This window comes from Neisseria sp. HMSC15G01, assembly GCF_001808255.1.
GTDB classification, from domain to species: Bacteria; Pseudomonadota; Gammaproteobacteria; order Burkholderiales; family Neisseriaceae; genus Neisseria; species Neisseria subflava_A.
The window spans coordinates 19051-39358 of sequence record NZ_KV792653.1; the positions used below are offsets into that span (position 1 = coordinate 19051).

Annotated in this window: 17 protein-coding genes; 3 read left to right on the plus strand and 14 right to left on the minus strand. The window is 48.9% G+C overall.

Annotated features, from left to right (window positions below; translation table 11 throughout):
• Positions 1 to 71: 71 nt before the first annotated feature.
• From HMPREF3139_RS00165 to HMPREF3139_RS00205, 9 genes are all read right to left on the minus strand, one after another.
• A complete protein-coding gene (locus HMPREF3139_RS00165) occupies positions 72 to 1592 on the minus strand; it encodes a Na+/H+ antiporter NhaC family protein (RefSeq protein WP_070459304.1) in 1521 nt (506 codons plus the stop codon).
• 133 nt (positions 1593 to 1725) lie between these two features.
• Positions 1726 to 3225, minus strand: a complete 1500-nt coding sequence (locus HMPREF3139_RS00170) for a DegQ family serine endoprotease (RefSeq protein WP_070459307.1) — start codon at positions 3223 to 3225, stop codon at positions 1726 to 1728.
• A 245-nt stretch (positions 3226 to 3470) separates the two neighbouring features.
• Positions 3471 to 4724, minus strand: coding sequence for a glutamyl-tRNA reductase (hemA, locus tag HMPREF3139_RS00175; protein WP_070459310.1), 1254 nt, complete (start codon positions 4722 to 4724; stop codon positions 3471 to 3473).
• Between the two features lie 148 nt (positions 4725 to 4872).
• The gene (rpoH, locus tag HMPREF3139_RS00180) at positions 4873 to 5736 is read right to left on the minus strand and encodes an RNA polymerase sigma factor RpoH (RefSeq protein ID WP_004519690.1); all 864 of its coding nucleotides are present in this window, start codon (positions 5734 to 5736) and stop codon (positions 4873 to 4875) included.
• 278 nt (positions 5737 to 6014) lie between these two features.
• Entirely contained in the window at positions 6015 to 7562 is a 1548-nt protein-coding gene (gene lnt / locus HMPREF3139_RS00185; RefSeq protein ID WP_070459312.1) for an apolipoprotein N-acyltransferase, read from the minus strand.
• A gap of 55 nt (positions 7563 to 7617) precedes the next feature.
• Complete coding sequence (locus HMPREF3139_RS00190) at positions 7618 to 8484, minus strand: DUF808 domain-containing protein (protein ID WP_070459315.1); 867 nt, start codon at positions 8482 to 8484, stop codon at positions 7618 to 7620.
• Positions 8485 to 8596: 112 nt separating this feature from the next.
• Positions 8597 to 9979, minus strand: coding sequence for a TolC family protein (locus HMPREF3139_RS00195; protein WP_070459318.1), 1383 nt, complete (start codon positions 9977 to 9979; stop codon positions 8597 to 8599).
• A gap of 61 nt (positions 9980 to 10040) precedes the next feature.
• Positions 10041 to 11978: a MacB family efflux pump subunit gene (locus HMPREF3139_RS00200; RefSeq protein WP_070459321.1), complete on the minus strand. Its 1938-nt coding sequence runs from the start codon at positions 11976 to 11978 to the stop codon at positions 10041 to 10043.
• Between the two features lie 81 nt (positions 11979 to 12059).
• Positions 12060 to 13241, minus strand: a complete 1182-nt coding sequence (locus HMPREF3139_RS00205; RefSeq protein ID WP_070459324.1) for an efflux RND transporter periplasmic adaptor subunit — start codon at positions 13239 to 13241, stop codon at positions 12060 to 12062.
• A gap of 289 nt (positions 13242 to 13530) precedes the next feature.
• Between HMPREF3139_RS00205 and HMPREF3139_RS00210 the strand changes: the two genes are divergently transcribed.
• Positions 13531 to 13971, plus strand: coding sequence for a type IV pilin protein (locus HMPREF3139_RS00210; RefSeq protein WP_070459327.1), 441 nt, complete (start codon positions 13531 to 13533; stop codon positions 13969 to 13971).
• Positions 13972 to 14088: 117 nt separating this feature from the next.
• Here the strand turns inward: HMPREF3139_RS00210 and nusB are convergent, their stop codons facing one another.
• The 3 genes from nusB to HMPREF3139_RS00225 all read right to left on the minus strand — a co-directional run bounded on the left by nusB (position 14089) and on the right by HMPREF3139_RS00225 (position 15533).
• Positions 14089 to 14517 carry a transcription antitermination factor NusB gene (nusB, locus tag HMPREF3139_RS00215; protein ID WP_004519698.1) on the minus strand — a complete coding sequence of 143 codons (429 nt, stop codon included), beginning with the start codon at positions 14515 to 14517 and terminating at the stop codon, positions 14089 to 14091.
• Positions 14518 to 14636: 119 nt separating this feature from the next.
• Positions 14637 to 15116, minus strand: a complete 480-nt coding sequence (gene ribH, locus HMPREF3139_RS00220; RefSeq protein WP_003748562.1) for a 6,7-dimethyl-8-ribityllumazine synthase — start codon at positions 15114 to 15116, stop codon at positions 14637 to 14639.
• Between the two features lie 93 nt (positions 15117 to 15209).
• A complete protein-coding gene (locus HMPREF3139_RS00225) occupies positions 15210 to 15533 on the minus strand; it encodes a DUF2185 domain-containing protein (protein ID WP_003748560.1) in 324 nt (107 codons plus the stop codon).
• 254 nt (positions 15534 to 15787) lie between these two features.
• Here HMPREF3139_RS00225 and rnc point away from each other — a divergent pair, with 254 nt between their 5' ends.
• Both rnc and era read left to right on the plus strand, forming a co-directional pair.
• The gene (gene rnc, locus HMPREF3139_RS00230; RefSeq protein WP_003748556.1) at positions 15788 to 16507 is read left to right on the plus strand and encodes a ribonuclease III; all 720 of its coding nucleotides are present in this window, start codon (positions 15788 to 15790) and stop codon (positions 16505 to 16507) included.
• Positions 16508 to 16571: 64 nt separating this feature from the next.
• The gene (gene era / locus HMPREF3139_RS00235) at positions 16572 to 17501 is read left to right on the plus strand and encodes a GTPase Era (RefSeq protein WP_036493257.1); all 930 of its coding nucleotides are present in this window, start codon (positions 16572 to 16574) and stop codon (positions 17499 to 17501) included.
• Between the two features lie 56 nt (positions 17502 to 17557).
• On the opposite strand, the gene coaBC is transcribed toward era, so the two are convergent.
• Entirely contained in the window at positions 17558 to 18736 is a 1179-nt protein-coding gene (gene coaBC / locus HMPREF3139_RS00240; RefSeq protein WP_070459330.1) for a bifunctional phosphopantothenoylcysteine decarboxylase/phosphopantothenate--cysteine ligase CoaBC, read from the minus strand.
• Between the two features lie 44 nt (positions 18737 to 18780).
• Complete coding sequence (locus tag HMPREF3139_RS00245) at positions 18781 to 20010, minus strand: tetratricopeptide repeat protein (protein WP_070459333.1); 1230 nt, start codon at positions 20008 to 20010, stop codon at positions 18781 to 18783.
• Between the last annotated feature and the right edge of the window lie 298 nt (positions 20011 to 20308).

Consider the following 20308-nt stretch of genomic DNA (forward strand, 5'->3'; position numbering starts at 1 on the left):
TGGGTAATTGCAATATTCAGACGGCCTGAGCGTGTCGGAATATCTCAGGCCGTCTGAATATTGGTTTTGAATTAGGCAGTTGCTTTTTTCTTGTCTTTTAAGATGAAAATCAACACAACCATTACGATGCCGGTTACCACAAAACCTAAAGGCGCAGAGCCGGTCATGCCTAAAATCAGGTAGCCGATAGCGGCAGAGGCGGCAACGGTTAGTGCGTAAGGGAATTGCGAGGTAACGTGGTCGATGTGGTTACAGTGTGCGCCGGTAGAAGAGAGGATGGTGGTGTCGGAAATCGGCGAGCAGTGGTCGCCAAATACGGCACCGGCCATGACGGCGGACATGCAAGGGATAATCAGCGAAGGTTCGACTTTGACGGCCATGGCGGCGGCAATCGGCAACATGATGCCGAATGTGCCCCAACTTGTGCCGGTAGCGAAGGCCATCACGCCTGCGAGCAGAAACAAAATCACGGGTAGGAAGCCTGCGTGGATATTGCCTGCCACCAAAGTGGAGAGGTATTCGCCGGTGTGCATCTCGCTGACAACGGTGCTGATGATCCATGCCAAAATCAAGATGGTAATGGCACCGCGCATAGAGATGATGCCCTGCCAAATGGCTTTAGGGTAATCGTTGGTTTTGATGGTGCCGATGGTGCAGAGGATGACGGCCAATACACCGCAAGTACCGCCGAATACGAGGGAAGTGTTCACGTCGGTATTTTCAAACGCGCTGAGCAAAGAGAAGGTTTCAGAAGCTTGTGCGCCAGTGTAAATCATAGCGGAAACAGTGGCGATGATCAGTACTAAAACCGGCACAATCAGCGCGAATACGCGGCCGTTAGGATGGCCTGTTTCAATGGTTTCATCATGAGTTTCGTTCAAAGCGGCGCGTTCCAAACGAGCCATAGAGCCGATGTCGAAGGAGAACCAAGCAACGACAAACACCATAATTAATGCGAAGACGGCGTAGTAATTCATCAGGCTCATGGCCACGAATGCGCCCATTGGTGTGTAGTCTGTGATGTTGTAAGTCACCAAAAGGCCTGCCAAAGTAGCAATAATCGACGCCCCCCAGCTGGATACAGGCATCAAAACGCACATCGGCGCGGCAGTGGAGTCAAGGATATAAGCCAGTTTGGCGCGGGAAACTTTGAATTTGTCGGTTACAGGGCGGGCAATCGCACCGACGGCAAGGCTGTGGAAATAGTCGTCAATAAAGGTAACGAATACCAGACAGGCGGTCAGCAGCTTCGCCCCGCGACGGCCTTTGATGTGCTGTTTTGCCCAATCGGCAAATGCTTGGTTGCTGCCGGAATGCGTCAGCAGGGAAGTGAAAATCCCCAAAAGCACCAAGAAGAGTAGGATTTTGGGTTTGCCCAAGGACCAATCGCCGTCCGCCCAAGTCAGGCTGACTGCCATGTCTTTTAAGTGAACCAAGGCATCAAGTGGATTACTGCCTACCAGCAAGAATGAGCCTACGATAATGCCGACACCTAAGGACAGCAATACACGGCGCGTTGCAATGGCCAAGGCGAGCGCGATGGCTGCCGGGACGATAGATAAAATAGAATTCGAATAATTAATAAGTTGCATAATTATATTGTGTATAAGCGGTGAAATATTTTCAGAAGGCCTAAATTGGAAGACGGATAACAAAATACCCACTGCCTCTGACATATGGGTATTTTATCATCTAACACATCATCATGCCGTCTGAAAAATCGGACTACTGCAGATTTAGCGCGAGGAACAAAGTATTGCCGTCGCGTTGTACCAAAAGCGGTACGTTTTTGCCTGAGCTTTCCAATGCGCTACGGAAAGTGGATTCGTCATTGACGCTGATTTGGCTGACGGCAATGATTTCGTCGCCGCGTTTGAGGCCGGCACGTTCGGCCGCGCCGCTAACGCGCAGAACGATTAAGCGTTGTTTACCGTCTGCGTTTTCAACCTGCAGGGTAACGCCTGTATTTTCAACGGTGAATCCGTCATGGCCGCTTTCGTGTTGCGGGTGTTCGGCTTCTTTTGCAGAAGTTTCCGTTTGTTCGGCTGCGCTGCCAAGTTTGACTTTGACATCGGTTTGTTTGCCGCTGCGCCAAATGCTCAAAGTTACTTCTTTGCCCGGCATAATCGAGCCGACCATAACTGGCAAATCGCTGGAAGCGCGGACTTCTTCGCCGTTAACTTTGCGTACGATGTCGCCAACCTGCAAGCCTGCTTGTTGTGCCGCGCTGTTTGGCATGATTTTTGCAATCAGTGCGCCACTTGCTTTGTCCAAACCGAAAGATTTGGCCAAATCATAAGAAACTTCTTGAATAACCACGCCTAATTGGCCGCGTTGGACTTTGCCGTTGGCTTTTAATTGATCGGCCACATTCATGGCAACATCAATCGGAATAGCAAACGAAATACCCATGAAACCGCCGCTGCGGCTGTAAATTTGCGAGTTGATGCCGACTACTTGGCCGCGGAGGTTGAATAACGGGCCGCCTGAGTTGCCGGGGTTGATGGCAACGTCGGTTTGGATGAACGGCGTGTAGTTTTCATTTGGCAGGCTGCGGCCTTTGGCGGAGACGATGCCGGAGGTTACACTGTTGTCAAAGCCGAAAGGCGCGCCGATGGCGGCTACCCATTCGCCCGGTTTCAAATCTTTCGGATTGCCGATTTTGACAACCGGCAAGTCTTCTTGTGGCTCGATTTTTAAGAGGGCAACGTCGGATTGGGCGTCTGAGCCGACCAGTTTGGCCGTGTATTCGCGTTTGTCGTTGAGCAGGACTTTGATATTGCCCATGCCGGCAACCACGTGGGTATTGGTCAGGATATAGCCGTCTTTGCTGATGATGAAGCCGGAACCGAAATTCAAAGCGTCGCTTTCGGTATCTTCTTGCGGCATGTCGGGCATATTGGGAACAAGGCGCTTGAAGAACTCGTAAAACGGATCGTTGTCGGGGAATTGGCTCAGATCCATGCTATGGTCGTCATCCGGTGTCGCAGAGCGTTTTGCCGGTGTCGCTTGAATATTGACGACGGCCTGTCCTTCGTTTTGTACCAGTTGGGCGAAGTCGGGCAGCAACATACCGACTTTTCCGTCATCGGTATTGGTTTCTATGCGTTGAACGAGTTCTTTGTTTTCGTCTTTGCCGAAAAAGGTGCTGACTTTGTCGCAACCTGAAAGAAGGGAAGCTGAGAGAACAGCAAGGGCCAGATATGTGTTTGTTTTAATATTCACGAAAGTTCCTTTTGCCGGCGCCTATCGTATTGTCGGCATGCGTTTGAATCGGCAGGCAGTTTTATTGTTTGAATGCTGTTTAAATGTATAAGGTAGGATTTTTACACTTTAATGGTTTTTTTTCAAGCATTTCATTTTAAATGAAAAAATGATAATTGGGATTTTATTGTTTTAAGGCCGTCTGAAAGCTTTGGAATATGACCTGTCCGTCGGTTCGCTTCTTTCAGACGGCCTTTAAATTGTCGTCAGTCGTGTTGATCCAAATGGTAGATCTGCGCTACGGCATCGATTAATTCGCTGTTGTCCGAGCCCGCTTTATTGAGCGTGCGTGTCGGAGAGTGGAGCAGTTTGTTGGTCAACTGGATGGAGAGGCGTTCGAGGACATCCTCGGCGGATACGCCTTTTGCCAGTTGCTTCATGGCATTTTCCAATACTTGGCGGCGTGCACGTTCACCTTCGTCGCGCAAGGCGCGGATAAGCGGAACGCTTTGGCGGTTTTTCTGTAGGCGGATAAATTCGCTGACTTTTTCTTCCACCATGCTTTCAGCCGCCGCCGCTGCTTTTTTGCGCGCATCTTTACCGCTTTGGACAATGTCCATCATGTCGTCTACGGTATAGAGATATGCGTCTTCCAATTCGCCGACTTCGGCTTCGATATCGCGCGGAACAGCCAAATCCAGCAGGAAAACAGGCATGTTGTGGCGTTTTTTCAATGCGCGTTCGACCATGCCTTTGCCGACGAGTGGGAGTTGGCTGGCAGTGGAAGAAACAACCACGTCGTAATCGTGAAGAATATCGGGCAATTCGTTCAGCAGGCAAGCTTCGGCGTTGACACCGAGTTTGTCGCACAATTCCTGCGCGCGCTGGTGTGTACGGTTGGCAACGGTAATGAGCTTGGGATTTTTGGCGGCAAAATAAGTGGCCACCAGTTCAATCATTTCGCCTGCGCCGATAAAGAGGACGTTCAGATCGGAAATGGAAGGGAAGATTTGCTCTGCCATTTTGACCGATGCAGAAGCCATGGAGACGGAGTTTTCACCGACAGCAGTGTCGGTACGCACTTCTTTGGCAACGGCAAAGGTTTTTTGAAACAGGGCGTTTAAGTGGGTATTGATGCTTTCTTGTTCTTGCGCAACGCGGACGGCATCTTTGATTTGACCGAGAATTTGCGGTTCGCCCAGGACCATGGAATCCAAGCCGCAGGCGACGCGGAAGGCGTGGCGGACGGTTTCATTATTATCTAAGGTATAGAGGTAGGGGCGGATTTCTTCGACAGGCAGATTGTGATATTTTGCCAACCAGTTGATGATTTTTTCGGATTCGCCGACGCAGTAAAGCTCGGTGCGGTTGCAGGTAGAAAGAATGACTGCTTCTTCCGCCGCCTCGCTGCGCGCGAGGTTGGACACGGCATCCGGCAAATTTGCAGCAGCAAATGCCAGTTTTTCGCGTATGCTCAAGGGCGCGGTTTGGTGGTTGAGTCCGACGACGGTAAGTTGCATGGTTATGGTATGACCGGGTAGTGTGTGTGGTGGCTATTATAGCTTAAGTGGGCTTTAAAATGAATGTGTTGGGGGATAAGATACGATGAGGTTTGCCATCGAAAAGGCCGTCTGAAAAGATTCAGACGGCCTTTTTATCAAGAAAGGCTTAAACGGCTTCTGCTTCTTCTGCCAAGAAACCGCGCAGTTTTTGCATGGCTTTGGCTTCGATTTGGCGGATGCGTTCGGCAGATACGCCGTATTCGGCAGCCAATTCGTGCAGGGTCAAACCGCCGTCGTCTTGTAACCAGCGGCTTTCAACGATACGGCGGCTGCGGTCGTCCAGTTGCGCCAAGGCGTTTTGCAGACCTTCGGTTTGTAGGGCGTAGTGGGCTTGTTTGGACAACTGACGGCTAGGCTCTGCATCGTGGTCGGCCAACCAGTCGATAGGGGCAAAGTTGTCCTCGTCATCGTTGTTTTCTGCCATGATGCCGATGTCGTGGCCGGTCATGCGTTGTTCCATTTCCAAGACTTCGGACAATTTGACGCCCAAATCGTCGGCGATTTCTTGCGCTTCTTTTGGAGACAAGGCATTCAGGTTTTTACGCATGCTGCGCAGATTGAAGAACAGTTTGCGCTGCGGTTTGGTTGTGGCAACGCGGACCAAACGCCAGTTGCGCAAAATGAATTCGTGGATTTCGGCTTTAATCCAATGCACGGCAAACGAAAACAGGCGCGCGCCGCGACTTGGTTCGTAGCGTTTGACGGCTTTCATCAGGCCGATATTGCCTTCTTGAATCAGGTCGGCTTGGTTGAGGCCGTAGCCGTCGTAACCGCGTGCAATGGATACGACGACGCGAAGATGGGACAGAATAAGCTGTTTGGCGGCATTGAGATCGCCTTTTTGTTGACGTTCCGCTAGTTGTGTTTCTTCTTCGGCGGTCAGCATTGGAATGCTGTTGACAGTATGAATGTATTGCTCGAGGCTACCGTTGCCGCTGTGGATAACGGGTAATGCAAAAGCTTTATTCATAAAAGGATGCTCTCCTTGATTAGGCCGTCTGAAAACGGCTTTTTGTTTATTGTGTGACAAGCAGTATAACACTGCCTGTGGTTTGTTTTGTTATGGGTTGGATTTTTTCTGTAAATTAACGATAGATTCAATAGTTTTTACTGCTTGAATCTCAAGGGTTGATTGTCTTAGAAAATTTGAGTGATTTGCTAGGTTTTGGCTAAGTATATTACAAACATTTCTGTATGTAAATAGTTTTAGTAATAAAAAAGACCTTGTATAACAAGGTCTTAAATTTTTTATTCTGGTTTCTTCCGGCCAATCAGGATAAGGAATACGCCGATAACGGCCAAAATGCTGATAAGCCATGTTGAGCCGCCTGCTTTCATATAAGGCGTTTCGCCGATATAGCCTTTGACGTGGCCTTCGAGGACGGTTTCTGTATCCGGTTGGGCTTCGGCAACAATCGTGCCTTTAGGGGAAATAATGGCGGTCGCACCGGTATTGGTGGCGCGAACCATGTAGCGGCCCAGTTCCATTGCTCGCGCTTGGGACTGTTGAAGCTGCTGATACATGGCATTGGATTTGCCGTACCACGCCATATTGCTGATGTTGGCGAGTAGGGTAGAGCGTTTCGCCGTTGCGATGAGTTCGTCGCCGAAACCGTCTTCATAGCAGATATTGAAGGCGACTTTTTGATCTTTCATCACCAAAGGCGCTTGGTTGTCGCCGCCTTTTTGAAAGTCGGACAAAGGCATATCCATCACTTTATAGAGGCGCTCGGTAATGGCGGGCAATGGCTTGTATTCGCCAAATGGAACGAGATGGTTCTTGGCGTAGTAGGGGATGACATCGGAAGTGCTGTTGTGATATTCGCTCAAATTGATGACTGCATTTTCGTAGCCGTTGCCGTCGGGCGTATATTGGCTTATACCGATGGCCAACGCGCTGCCGTTGCTTTGCGCCTGTTCGGCGAATTGTTCCAAGATACCTTCGGGCAGGTCTTGGCGCATCAGCGGCAGGGCGGTTTCAGGCAGGATGACGATGTCGGCACTGGTTTTGCTGATTTGTTCGTAGTATTTCTGAATGGTCGGGATGATTTGCTCTTCCTTCCATTTCAGATTTTGCTCGATATTGCCTTGAATCAGAGCAACCGTGCTGGTGCTGCCGTCAGGGCGGGTGTATTCGGTTTGTTGGGAAATGTAGCCGACGGAGCAGAGCGCAACGATAAGGAATAAGGGCAGCAGGCGGTGTTTCAGACGGCCGTGGTTGTCAATCAGCAACACCAGCCATGCGCTGAGGAAAGCGGTTGCCAGCGTAACCATGTGAATGCCGCCCAAAGGCGCGAAGCCTGCCAACGGGCTATCTTTGATGATTTGGGAATAGCCGATTGCGCCCCAGCCGAATCCGGTCAGGAAACGTTCGCGGGCAAATTCTGCCAGCGTCCACAAAATCGGCAGCAGGAGGCCGGTTTTGGCCCAGCGCGCCAGGTTGCATTTTCTCCACACCCAAAAACAGATGGCCGGATAAAGCGCAAGAAATGCCGGCAGCAGGAAGGTGAGGGGGATGGCGTATGAATCCGGCAGACCCGAAACATCATGCAGGGCAGTGTGTATCCAATAAAACTGCGCCGTATAACCGATTAATCCGAACAGATAGGCAGTCATGACGGCAAAGCGCGGACGCAATTCAATCAGGCGTATTAGTGCGCCAAACAACAGCGGCATCAGCCAGAAATGATAATAGGGGGCGAAAGTGAACGGCGTCGCGGCAGCAATCAAGATGACCAGCGGCCAGTAAAGCAGCGGATGTTGCCAATATTGTTCGAGTTTACGGAAAATATTCATGCTTTAAATGGTATTGAGGCCGTCTGAAAAGTTTTCAGACGGCAGGGAAACAAAATCAGTCTTTTTGAAACAATTGCATTGCAGGTAGGACGATTGCGCAAGCCAATGCACCGGCGGCTACTCCGACCACCAGATTGGCGATATGTTCCATTATGCCGCTGTCCCAATGCTGTGCGTGGAGGAAATCGTGCAAAAAGCCAAGGTTGTGGGTGATCAGTCCGCCGCCAACCAAGAACATCGCCAGCGTGCCGACAATGCTCAAGCCGCGCATAAACCAAGGCATAAATGAAATCAAACCGCGTCCGATGCCTTGTACGGCGGCGCTTTTTTGGCGCATCAACATCATGCCGAGGTCGTCAAGTTTGACGATAATGCCGACCAAACCATAGACCAATGCCGTCATGCCGACACCGATGGCGGCCATAACCAAAGAACGCGTCATCAGGTCATATTTTTCAACGACGCCCAGCGCGATAATAATAATTTCGGCGGAGAGGATGAAATCTGTGCGGACCGCGCCTTTCACTTTTGTTTTTTCGTCTGTGACTTCAGGCTCGGCATCGTGTCCGTCTTCGTGTTCATTGCGGTGCAAGAATTTGTGCAACAGTTTTTCCACGCCTTCAAAACACAAATAAACACCGCCGATCATCAACAAGGGCGTAATCAGCGCAGGCACGAAAGCGGAAAGCAACAGCGCAAGCGGCACCAGAATCAGCTTGTTGACCAGAGAGCCTTTTGCCACCGCCCAAATAATCGGCAATTCGCGCTCGGCGGATACGCCGGTTACCTGATTGGCGTTGAGCGCCAAATCGTCACCGACCACGCCGGCGGTTTTTTTGGCGGCGACTTTGGTCATCATCGCTACGTCGTCCAAAACGGCGGTAATGTCGTCCAAAAGCGTAAAGAGAGAGGCGAAGGCCATAATGTTGTCCGGATAAAATCAAATAAACGCGCGATTATATATGAAAATTCAGTTGCTTGAATGTTTTTCAGACGGCCGTTGACGGAAATTAACCAAAGGCCGTCTGAAAATGCTATTTCGGCGTATAACGTCCCGCCATGGCTTTATACACCATATTTTCGTATTTTAAGGCTTCATAGCGTTGGTTCAGCAGGTTTTGAGCCGAGCTGTATTCTGAATTCAAAGCCTCCAGCCAGTCTTTCAGTTCGTTTTTACCATGCTGGTAGCGTACTTGATAGTAATGGCTGTTTTTCTTGTCCAACTGATAACGCTGTTCTTGATTGGCAAGGCCGGCCTGCGCGTTTTTGTAGGCAAGGTAGTTGGTGTTGACCTCGTTAAGCGCGGTGGTCAGGGCTTTTTCAAAATTCAGCTTGGCACTGTCCATCTCCGCTTGTACGGTTTTGTCTTTCCATTTCATGGTCTGCCAATTAAGGAAAGGCAGATTGATGGTGGCCGAGCCGCCCAACATGGGGATATTGAACGTGCTTTTCGCTTTATCGGAAGACGTACTCAAACTTGCACCCAAAGTAATCGACGGATACCAACTGCGTTTTTGCGCGTTGACCGATTGTTGCGACGCTTGCAGGCGGTATTCGGCGGCGCGCAGGTCGGGGCGGTTGGCCAAAACGGTAATCGGTACGTCCAAGTTCACACCTTTGACCGGCAACAGGCGGAATTGTGCCGGATCGGCGGCCATGTTTTCAGACGGCCTTAAATTCAACAAATTACGCAAAACCTGTTTTTGCGTATCCAAATTGTTTTGCAAAGACAACAGGCTGTTTTCCGCACTCAGCAATGACTGTTTGGCTTGGGTTGGCTGGCTTGAGTCGGCACGGCCGTAGCGAAACTTGGCATTCGCAATGCGGTTGATTTCCTGATATTGCTTCAGCGATTTTTTCGCCAACTCAATGGCTTCGTTCAGGTAGGCAATATTGAAATACGCATCGGCAACATTATTAATCAAAGTCAGGCGTGTGTTGGCCATGTCTTCATGCGTGGCTTGATATTCCCATACCTGAGCATCGGCAGTGGCACTGAGTTTACGCCATAAATCCAATTCGTAGCTCAAGCCAAGCTGGCTGCTGAAGGTATTGCCGTGGCTGCCGGTTTTCAGGTTTTTAGAAGCGTTTGCGCCCAATGAGCCGCTGAATGAAGGTACCAAATCCGCACCCAAAATATTGGCTTGATACAAAGCTTTGTTGACGCTGATGGCCGCCTGTTTCAAATCGACATTGTTGGTCAGCGCCTGCTCCATCAGCGCGTTGAGCTGCTGGCTTTGGTAGATTTCCCACCAGTTGCCGTTGACATCGTAGCGTTCGGCAGTTTCCGCCGCGCTCATGACTTGGCCGGTCGCTTCCAGAGTCAGGTTCGGATTGGCTTTAGGTGCGGCGCACGCACTTAGGGCAAGGGCAACAGCCAATGATAAGGCTGCTTGGGAAAAAGGTTTCGTCTTCATAAAAATCTTTCGGGTAACAGCATTTCAGACGGCCCAAGATAATAGGCCGTCTGAAACATAATCAATCCTGAGCCAGTGCATCAATCGGGTTAAGCTTGGAAGCTTTGTTGGCAGGCATAAAGCCGAACGCGACGCCGATTGCGGTGGAGCAGACCACTGCGCCGATGACGGAAGTCATGGAAATGCTCATCGGGAAGTCGGTAACAAAATAGTTGAACACCAGGCTGATGCTTGCGGACAACAATACGCCTGACAGGCCACCGATGATACAGATTAAAACGGCCTCAATTAGGAACTGTTGCAAAATATTGTTGCGGCGTGCGCCGATTGCCATGCGGACGCCGATTTCTTTGGTGCGCTCGGTAACGGAGACCAGCATGATGTTCATCACGCCGATACCGCCGACCACCAAAGAGATGACCGCGATGGAAGAAATTAGCAGCGTCATGGTGCCGGTCGTGCTTTCAACCATTTCTTTGATGCTGTCGCTGTTGTTCATAAAGAAGTCTTCTGTACCGTGGCGTGCTTTCAGCAGCTCGGTCAGGCTTTTTTCGGCAACTTGCGTGTTGGCATCGTCTTTGATTTTGACAACGATGGAGTTGGTATAGCCCTCGCCGGTAATTTGGTGCATGACCGTTGTATAAGGCGACCAAAGCATCAGAGAGTCGGAATTGCCGAATGAGTTGTCATCCTTTTTCATAATGCCGATGACGGTTAGCGGGCGTTTTTTGAAAAGGATGGTTTTGCCTAAAGGATTGACGCCTTCGCCGAAGAGTTTGGTTTTGGTGTTTTGGTCGATGACGACGACTTGTGCATCGGTTTTTACATCATCATCATCAAACAGACGGCCTTCTTCCAATTTCAAACCGCGCACGTCGAAATATTGTTCGCCTACGCCGTAAAGCGAGGCGGTCAGGTCGGTGTTGCGGTAGGTCAAGGTGCCGCTGGAGTTGGTTTGAGGGGTGGCAGAGGCGACGTAGCTTTGTTGGCTGATGGCTTTTGCGTCATTAATCGTCAGTGTCTTGATCCGTCCGCTGCGGCGGTCGCCAAAACCACGACCGGGGAAGATACTGATGGTGTTTGTGCCCATCGAGTTGATGTCTTCCAAGATTTTTTGTTGCGAGCCATTACCCAAGGCCACTACCGATACCACCGAAGCAATACCGATGATAATCCCCAGCATGGTCAGCAGCGAACGCATTTTGTGCGCCATAATCGCCTGTACCGACATTTTGAATGCTTCCATAAATTGATCGTAATAAAACGACCAGGAAGCTTTTTCTTTAATCCTCTCCACTTTGCTGGGCGGGATATCGGGATTTTTAGACGTGTCGGAAATAATCTGACCGTCGCGGATTTCGATGACGCGGTTTGCGTTTGCCGCAATGCCCGGATCGTGGGTAACCATAATCACGGTATGCCCGTCTTCGTGCAGCTTGTGGATGATTTCCATCACGTTTTTACCGCTGGCGGTATCCAATGCGCCGGTCGGTTCGTCGGCAAAGATGATTTCGCCGCCGTTCATCAATGCGCGGGCAATCGAAACGCGTTGTTGCTGACCGCCGGAAAGTTCGCTGGGTTTGTTGCCTTCTTTATTTTGCAAGCCCAAATCGCCCAACAGTTTTTCCGCACGTTCCGCGCGCTCTTTGCTGTCCATACCCATATATACGGCAGGCAGGGCGACGTTGTCCCGTGCGGTCAGCGAGCTTAACAGGTTGTAACGCTGGAAAATAAAGCCGAAACGCTCACGGCGTAAAGCCGCCAGCTCATCCGGCTGCATTTGCGATGTTTCGATGCCGTCGATTTGATAAGAGCCGGAGGTGGCGGTATCCAGACAGCCCAAGATATTCATCAGCGTTGATTTGCCTGAACCGGACTGGCCGATAATCGCCACAAAGTCGCCTTTCTCAATAGAAAGGCTGACATCTTTCAATACATGCACACGGTTCTCACCGCTACCAAAAAAACGGTTGATATTCTTACATTCGATTAAACTCATAATCTTTCCGGGCGAAAAATAGAAATACAGGAACTAAGGCCGTCTGAAACACAGCCAAACCTTTCAGACGGCCTTAATCAATCAGCGAGGAGGGCCACCGCCCATCATCGCGCGTTCGCTGCTCTTATTCTTTTCATCTGCGCTCATTTCAGAAACGATCACTTTTTCGCCTTCTTTCAAGCCGCTTTTGATTTCGGTATTCATGCTGTCTTTCAAACCGACGGTCACTTCGCGTTCTACCGCTTTATTGTCTGCGCCCAAAATGCTGACATAGGATTTGCCGTTATGTTTTTTCACGGTCAGCGTCGGTACCAGTAAAACATTCTTCACGCCGTTGATTTCGATCGTGTTTTGAGTGGTCATACCGATAGAAAGTTTGCCTTCGGGATTCGGTACCAGTGCGCGGGCATAGTAGTAAATCGCATTGGAAGTCGTGTCCGTGCTGCTGGTGTAGTTGCCCAAAGACATGGTGGTCAGGCCGGGGTCGACACTGTCTAATTTTGCTTTAATCGGGGTGTCCGGCTCGGACAAAATGGTGAACGAAATATCCTGACCGGCTTTGACTTTCGTGATGTCGCCTTCGGCAATCTGCATTTTGTTTAACATGGTTTCCAGATTTGCCAGCTGGATAATGGTCGGCGTAGATTGCGCCGCATTGACGGATTGGCCTTCTTCAACAGGAATGGCAACCACAGTGCCGTCCATGGTGGCAGTGATCCGCGTGTGGCCCAGTTCGGATTCGGCTGTGTTGATGGAGATTTTGGATTGTTTGATGGCGGCCTTCAGCTCGGCAACATTGGCTTTGGCTGCGGCTAAAGAGTCTTGTGCAGATTCCAAGTCTTCCTTGGAAGTTGCCTGTTCTTTCCATAAGGCAAGTTCGCGTTTATATTTTTTCTCTGCACTGGAAAGCGCGATTTCGGCAGAAACCAATTTTGCCTGATAGGTTTCCAGTTTGGATTTTTCGGTATTTAAGGTATTGATCTGATTGGTTGAGTTGATTTCCGCAATCAGCTCACCTTTTTTCACTTGCTGGCCCAGTTTCACATACAGTTTTTTAATCTGACCTGAAGCTTCCGCACCTACGGATACCAAATTGGAAGGCGAGATTTCGCCGGTTGCCGACACGGTTTGACGAATATCGCCGCGTTTGACCACTTCTGTAATAAAAGAAGACTGAGGCTCAGGCTTCATCAAAGACCAGCCGCCGAAAGCTGCAGCCACGATAACAGCCGTACCGGCCGCCCACTTGAAAACTTTAGACATATAAAAGAAACCAATTCAATTAAATAACGTCGCAGACAAGCAACAAATGTATTGATAGAAACAAAAAAACAACTGGATTTTACTGTAAAGACCCAGGCTGACCAAGAGACAGCCGGCTTAAATTGAAGTTTAACTTATTGAAATAAAAAATAAAGGTCAGTAAACATTTTTCAGAACTTGCACCTCATTTACATAAATTCCCAAACTCCCTCCGAATCTGAACATTTAAGCCGCAAGAAAACTACTATAATATCCACGTCTTATTCTAATTATTCACGACATAAATACAATGAAACACCAACAAGGCTTCACGCTTATCGAGCTGCTGATAGTCGTTGTGATTGCAGCCATTCTTGCTATCATCGCATATCCGTCTTATCAAAACTATATCCGCCAAACGCGCCTTGCCGCCGTCCGCACGCAGATGCTTCATAACGCCCAACAGCTCGAACGCTACTACACTCAAAAAAGGACATTTAAGGATTTTCCTGGTAATAAGGATTTTCCTGCTAAAAATTTACAGCAGAATCAATATTTCAATATTAGTTTTTCCGAAGGTACAGCTTCTATGCCTAATCCTTCCGATTCAGGTTATATTTTGAAGGCAGAACCTAACAAAGAAACCAACGCTAATGAAACCTGTACCGTTTATTACAACGACAGCGGTATCATCTGGGCAAACAGCGATAAACAAAACTGCCCCGGTTATGAAATACCAAAATCGGAATAAATCGAAATATAAAAGGCCGTCTGAATTTCAGACGGCCTTTTGGATGGTTTGGCTGTATAAGCAGATGAGCCTCAATAGGGCAAAGATCAGTAATCTTGTTCCGATGTGAAGTCAATCTTAGCCTTTGCGGCGCGGTTCATCAGGGCGGATGCGGGAAGCCAGCTGGTCGAGGATGCCGTTGACGAATTTATGGCCGTCGGTGCCGCCGAAAGTTTTGGTAACTTCGATGGCTTCGTTGATGATGACAGGATAGGGGGTTTCAGGCATGGTGCTCAGCTCATGGCAGGCAACCAGCAAAACGGCGCGTTCGATAGGACTGAGGTCTTTTTCGTCGCGGTCAAGCAGGGGGCTGATTTTTTCCATGTATTCTTCGGCATGGGTTTGTGCGCCGAAAAACAGTTTGTTGAACAGCTCTTCATCCATATTGGGCGCTTGGGACAGTTCGCGGATGTTTTTGGCGATTTCGGGAGCGGCGGTTTTGTTGATGCCTGCTTGATAAATGGCTTGTACGGCAAGCTCGCGTGCGCGGCGGCGTGGGCTTTTCATGGGTATTCCTTGTGAAGAGGGCCGATGGTTGTCGGCTAAATATTGAATGATTCAGACGGCCTCAATGTCATGATTGGGAGGCCGTCTGAAAATATGCGGTATTCAATACGGGGAGAAGTTTATTCTTCGTCGTCTTCGTATTGTTCTGACAAAAGATGGTTGACCAAGTTGGCACATTCTACGGCAACTTTGGCGGCATCGGAGGCTTTTTCTTCGATGCGTGCAACGGCCTGTTCGTCGTTTTCGGTCGTCAGGATGGCGTTGGCAATCGGGATGTTGTAGTCAAGGGCAACGCGGCTGACGCCTGCGCCGGATTCATTGGATACCAATTCAAAGTGGTAAGTTTCGCCGCGAATGACAACGCCGATGGCAATCAGGGCATCGAATTGTTCGGATGAAGCGAGGTTCATCAGCGCGATAGGCACTTCAAGCGCGCCGGGAACGGTGGCAAGCGTGATGTTGTCTTCGGCTACGCCCAATTCTTTTAAGGTGCGGCAGCAAACTTTGACCATTTCGCTGCCGATTTCGTTGGTGAAGCGGGCTTGAACAATGCCGATGCGCAGGTTGGTGCCATCGAGGCGTGGTTCGATAATGTTCATGATGATTCCTTCAATATTTGTGAAATAGGGATTCTGCTCGGTTTCAGACGGCCTTGTTATAAAGGAGGCCGTCTGAAACGAAATGGGGATGGGTTATTCTTGCGGCTGCCAATCGGCAACGGCTTGGAACTCGCCGTCTTCGTTTAATTCCCACGCGCTGCCTTCTGCCTGAGTCAGCAGGGGCGCGATGTCGGGATTGTCTGCGGTAATGGCGGAGAGGCTGACAATGCTGAAGTTGTCGGGATTGTCGGTGTATTCGTCGGTTTCGTCGCCGCTGAAAATACGCCAGCCGCTGTCGTTTTCAAATACGGGGGCTTCGCGGTAGAGGAAGCCGACGGGTTCGCCTTGTTCGGCGACGGTGTTGGTGACGATGCAGCGGTCGAGCGCTGCGGCCAATGCTTGGGCAAATTTGTTCATGGAGTTGGCAAAGAGATGATTTGGCATGATTTTACACGATTCGCCGCTTTTCCGCACGGATGTGTGCCGGGGCGGTTTGATGGTACAATGTCGGTCGAGCGCCGTCAGGTTTGAACATGACGGCTTTTGATTGTTTATCGGCTTGAGGGACGCAAGAAACAATGAGCCAAAATAAAAAAGTTGCCGGTGTAGCCTTTTTATTTTGTTTCACTGCGGATGAGGCGTATTTTCGGGCTGTTTTTTGAAAGTATGGAATGAAACCTGATTTGCTCAAACAGCAGGCGCATCGAGCGATTCAAAAGCGTCTGGGCTATGAGTTCCGCAATATGGAGCTGCTTCAGCAGGCTTTGACCCACCGCAGCTACAATGCCAAACACAATGAGCGTTTTGAATTTGTCGGCGATTCGATTTTGAACTATTCCGTGGCGCGGATGTTGTTTGACGCGTTTCCGAAATTGTCGGAAGGCGAGTTGTCGCGGATGCGTGCGGCTTTGGTGAATGAAGGCGTGTTGGCTGAAATTGCGTTGGAAATGAATGTCGGCGACGGTTTGTATTTGGGTGCCGGCGAGTTGAAGAGCGGCGGTTTCAGACGGCCTTCGATTTTGGCCGACGCGATGGAGGCGATGTTTGCGGCGGTCAGCTTTGACGCGGATTTTTCTGCGGCGGAAAAAGTGGTTCGCCATTTATTTGCGGAACGCGTAAAACGCGCGGATTTGAACATCGGCAAAAAAGACAGTAAAACCGCTTTGCAGGAAGCCTTGCAGGCACGCCGCTTTGCCCTGCCGAAATATCGAATCGAAGAGCAGGCGGAGCAGACGGCTGATGCGATGTTTGTGATTTCCTGTGATTTGGGCGAACTTGGCTTTATCTGCAATGCGCGCGGCAGCAGTCGGAAAGTGGCCGAGCAAAAAGCGGCATGTGAAGCCTTGGAATGGTTGGAACAGAAGTTCCCTTTAAAAAAATCTAAAAAATAATATTTCAGACGGCCTTTGAGAAAATGCAAAGGCCGTCTGAAACAATCAAGAAAGTCATATATAAATGGATATCGAAACCTTTTTGCAAAACGAGTCACAACACCCGACGGATTATCGTTGCGGCTTTGTGGCCATCGTGGGTCGCCCGAATGTCGGCAAGTCCACGCTGATGAACCATTTAATCGGTCAGAAAATCAGTATTACCAGTAAAAAAGCACAAACCACGCGCAACCGTGTAACAGGTATTTACACCGACGACACGGCGCAATTTGTGTTTGTCGATACGCCGGGTTTTCAAACCAATCACCGCAATGCTTTGAACGACCGTCTTAATCAAAACGTAACCGAAGCGTTGAGCGGCGTGGATGTGGTGGTTTTTGTGGTGGAAGCCATGCGCTTTACCGATGCCGACCGCGTGGTGTTGAAGCAGTTGCCTAAGCATACGCCTGTGGTATTGGTGGTCAATAAAATCGATAAAGACAAAGCCAAAGACAAATTTGCGCTTGAGGCGTTTATCAATGAAGTGCGCCAAGAGTTTGAATTTGCCGCCAGCGAGGCAGTCAGCGCGAAACATGGTCTGCGTATTGCCAATCTGCTGGAATTGCTCAAGCCGTATCTGCCGGAAAGTATCCCGATGTATCCGGAAGATATGGTGACGGACAAATCCAGCCGATTCCTGGCGATGGAGATTGTGCGCGAAAAATTGTTCCGCTATTTGGGCGAAGAGTTGCCATATGCGATGAATGTTGAAGTGGAGCAGTTTGAGGAAGAGGAAAGCGGACTGTTCCGCATTTATATCGCGGTGTTGGTCGATAAAGACAGCCAAAAGGCGATTTTGATTGGCAAGGGTGGGGAGAAATTGAAGAAAATTTCTACTGAAGCCCGCCTTGATATGGAAAAATTGTTTGATACCAAAGTCTTCTTGAAGATTTGGGTGAAAGTGAAATCCGGTTGGGCAGACGATATTCGTTTTCTGCGCGAATTGGGTTTGTAATGTAATGTGTTTGAACAAAGGCCGTCTGAAAAATTTTCAGACGGCCTTTTGTTTGATTAAGCCAATAATTCAGCCAGGCGTTTGACGATTTCATCTGCCGCTTGGCGTTTCGATGTTTCCGGAAATGAGGTTTCAGCAAGGTCATCAATAATGGTGATTTGATTGGTTGGCTTACCCATGGAAACGGAAACTTGGTTGGCTACCAGCATAGGTACGTTTTTGCGCAAACGTTTTGCCCGTGCAAATTCCAAAACCTGATGGCTTTCTGCAGCAAAGCCGACGCAGAATGGTGGAGAAGGCAAGGCGGCAACGGATGCGAGAATATCCGGATTTTCCGTCAGTTCGATAACCGGGGGCTGATTGCCGTTTTTCTTCAGTTTCTCGTTGCTGCTGTTTTTGACTTTATAGTCTGCAACAGCTGCAACGGAAATAAAGACATCTTGTTTCGGAATATGGCGATGAACCGCCTGATACATGGCTTCTGCGTTGACAGCCTGTTCAGAATGAGTTAAGCCTGCGGGCAAGGCCGTCTGAATTTGACCGTAAATCAGCGTGACCTCCGCTCCGGCAGCACGGCAGGCACGCGCTAAAGCTATGCCCATTTGTCCGCTGGAAATATTGGTAATGCCGCGAACAGGATCGATGGCTTCAAACGTTGCGCCGGCTGTAATCAGAACTTTTTTACCGCTCAGTAGCTTGGGTGTCCATAAATCCTCTACCAAATCAGCCAGATCGACCGCTTCGACCATCCTGCCAGTGCCTGTTTCGCCGCAAGCCTGTTCGCCGCTGTTTGGGTAAAACACGGTAATGCCGTCTGAAACCAGCTGCTCAATATTGCGCAGATTGGCAGGGTTGTTCCACATTTCGACATTCATTGCAGGCGCAACAGCCAAAGGGCATTTCCTGGCTGCTACCAAGTTGGTCAGTAGATTATCAGCCAATCCGTTGGCAATTTTGGCAATCGTATTGGCAGTTGCAGGCGCAATAAGAAATGCGTCGGCTTCACGCGTCAGATTGATGTGCGCCATGCCATTATTGGAAGCACCTGAATAGGTATCCGATAAAACAGGATTGCCGGTTAAAGCTTGGAAAGTCAGCGGGGAGATAAATTCTGTCGCAGAATCCGTCATCACTACTGATACAGAATGTCCTTGCTTTTTCAGTAGTCTGACCAGTTCACAAGATTTATACGCCGCAATACCGCCAGTAATGCCGAGGAGAATGTGTTTGCTCATAAATAACGGGTTCATTAAATGAGATATATAGGAATCAAATCAAATTAGATTTGTTCGATGTTGATTCTGGCCAGTTTTGCTTTAATCGCATTACCATATCTCTTTGGTAAGAATGCTGAAACCGCTCCGTTTTTCACTTCAGTCACATAACTGCAGACTTTAAATTCAGGAACAACATTGAGCGAGTAGTCCGGATTGACCAAAGGCGAAGCACTGGAGTACAGCGTCCATCTTGCCAGACTGCCGTCTTCATAATTAGTCGTTGCGTTAAAGCTGGTGACCCCTTCGCTGAAAGCGATTTGATAATTAGAGTAGAACTCGCCGGGAATTTTGTGTGCATTACAGAAATCAAATAATCTGTCATGTGCAAACAGATTCTGACGGATATAGGCCCACAATTCTTTTTCTAGAAAATCTTGGTCTGCAAAATGTCTGGAAGGGTAGCCCTCGTCAACAAAGTTTTGAATTCTTTCCTGCATATCTGGGACTGCACCCGCTTTAGCCCCCCACATACCCGCAAGAATCAGGGCAGTATGCGAGCCTGAGTCGCGAATAGTGGGGAATAGGGTGCCACTTTTTATCCATTCGGATACGGCTGCAGCATCACGATAGCAAATAATAGAATCTGCATCACGGAAAATAACGTATTCAACCTCGGGATCATTGATGGCAAGAAAGCGCCACATTGTACCCGGCCAGTTATCCAACGGTGCGCCAACTTTAATCACTTCGGCACCGTTATTTCTAAATCGTTGAATAGCTTCAGCCGATACAGAATCGTCGACATAAAAACGACATGTCCAACCGGGGAAAAGCACAGGCGCAAGCTGGGTATTTAATACGGCAGGCTCAATATATTTGGAATTATTGCCAAATAAAGAAAAGGAGATAATCCGTTTGCCGTTTTTTGGAGCTGGTGTTGGAGTGATTTCATGTTCTAGGTCTGGGATGGCTTTATCTTTTAGAACCAAAGCCTGATGACCGTAAAACCCGGTTTTTTCCCAGTTATCTAGAGCGCCGTAAGCATGTGCAAGTAAATCCAAAGCAGGAATATAGGTGCTATCCAGCTCTAGCGTTTTCATTTCAGCCTCAATGGCTTTTTCCCATTTCAATTGCTTCAGATAGGCATAAGCAACTTTATGATGATATTCGACAGATTGGGGATTGAGAAGGCAAAGAATCTCGGCACGTTTTAGCGCTTCCTCGTAATTTTCCTCTTCAATAAAAGAGTGATATGCTTGTTCAAATTTTTGTTGAATCTTTTCGTTACTCATAATAGGGACTATTCTAAATTTATGATTGTTTTATTGGAGAAAGTAGAGATTGTAAGAGTAGATGGGACTAAAGCGCCAGTAATATAGAGATATAGAGTGTTTGAATGTGGCAATTAAGAGTAAAGCCGCAGGAGTATTTATCTTTGGGTATCTGTTTTATCTATCGAACGATAAAATCCAATAAATTTTAAATTATTTAAATACAGATAGTTGTGAAAATTTTTAATTTTTTTTGAAATTGGGTGTTGACTGGTTTTGTTTAGGGGCGTATAGTTCGGTTCTTCGCTGCTGACGCGGT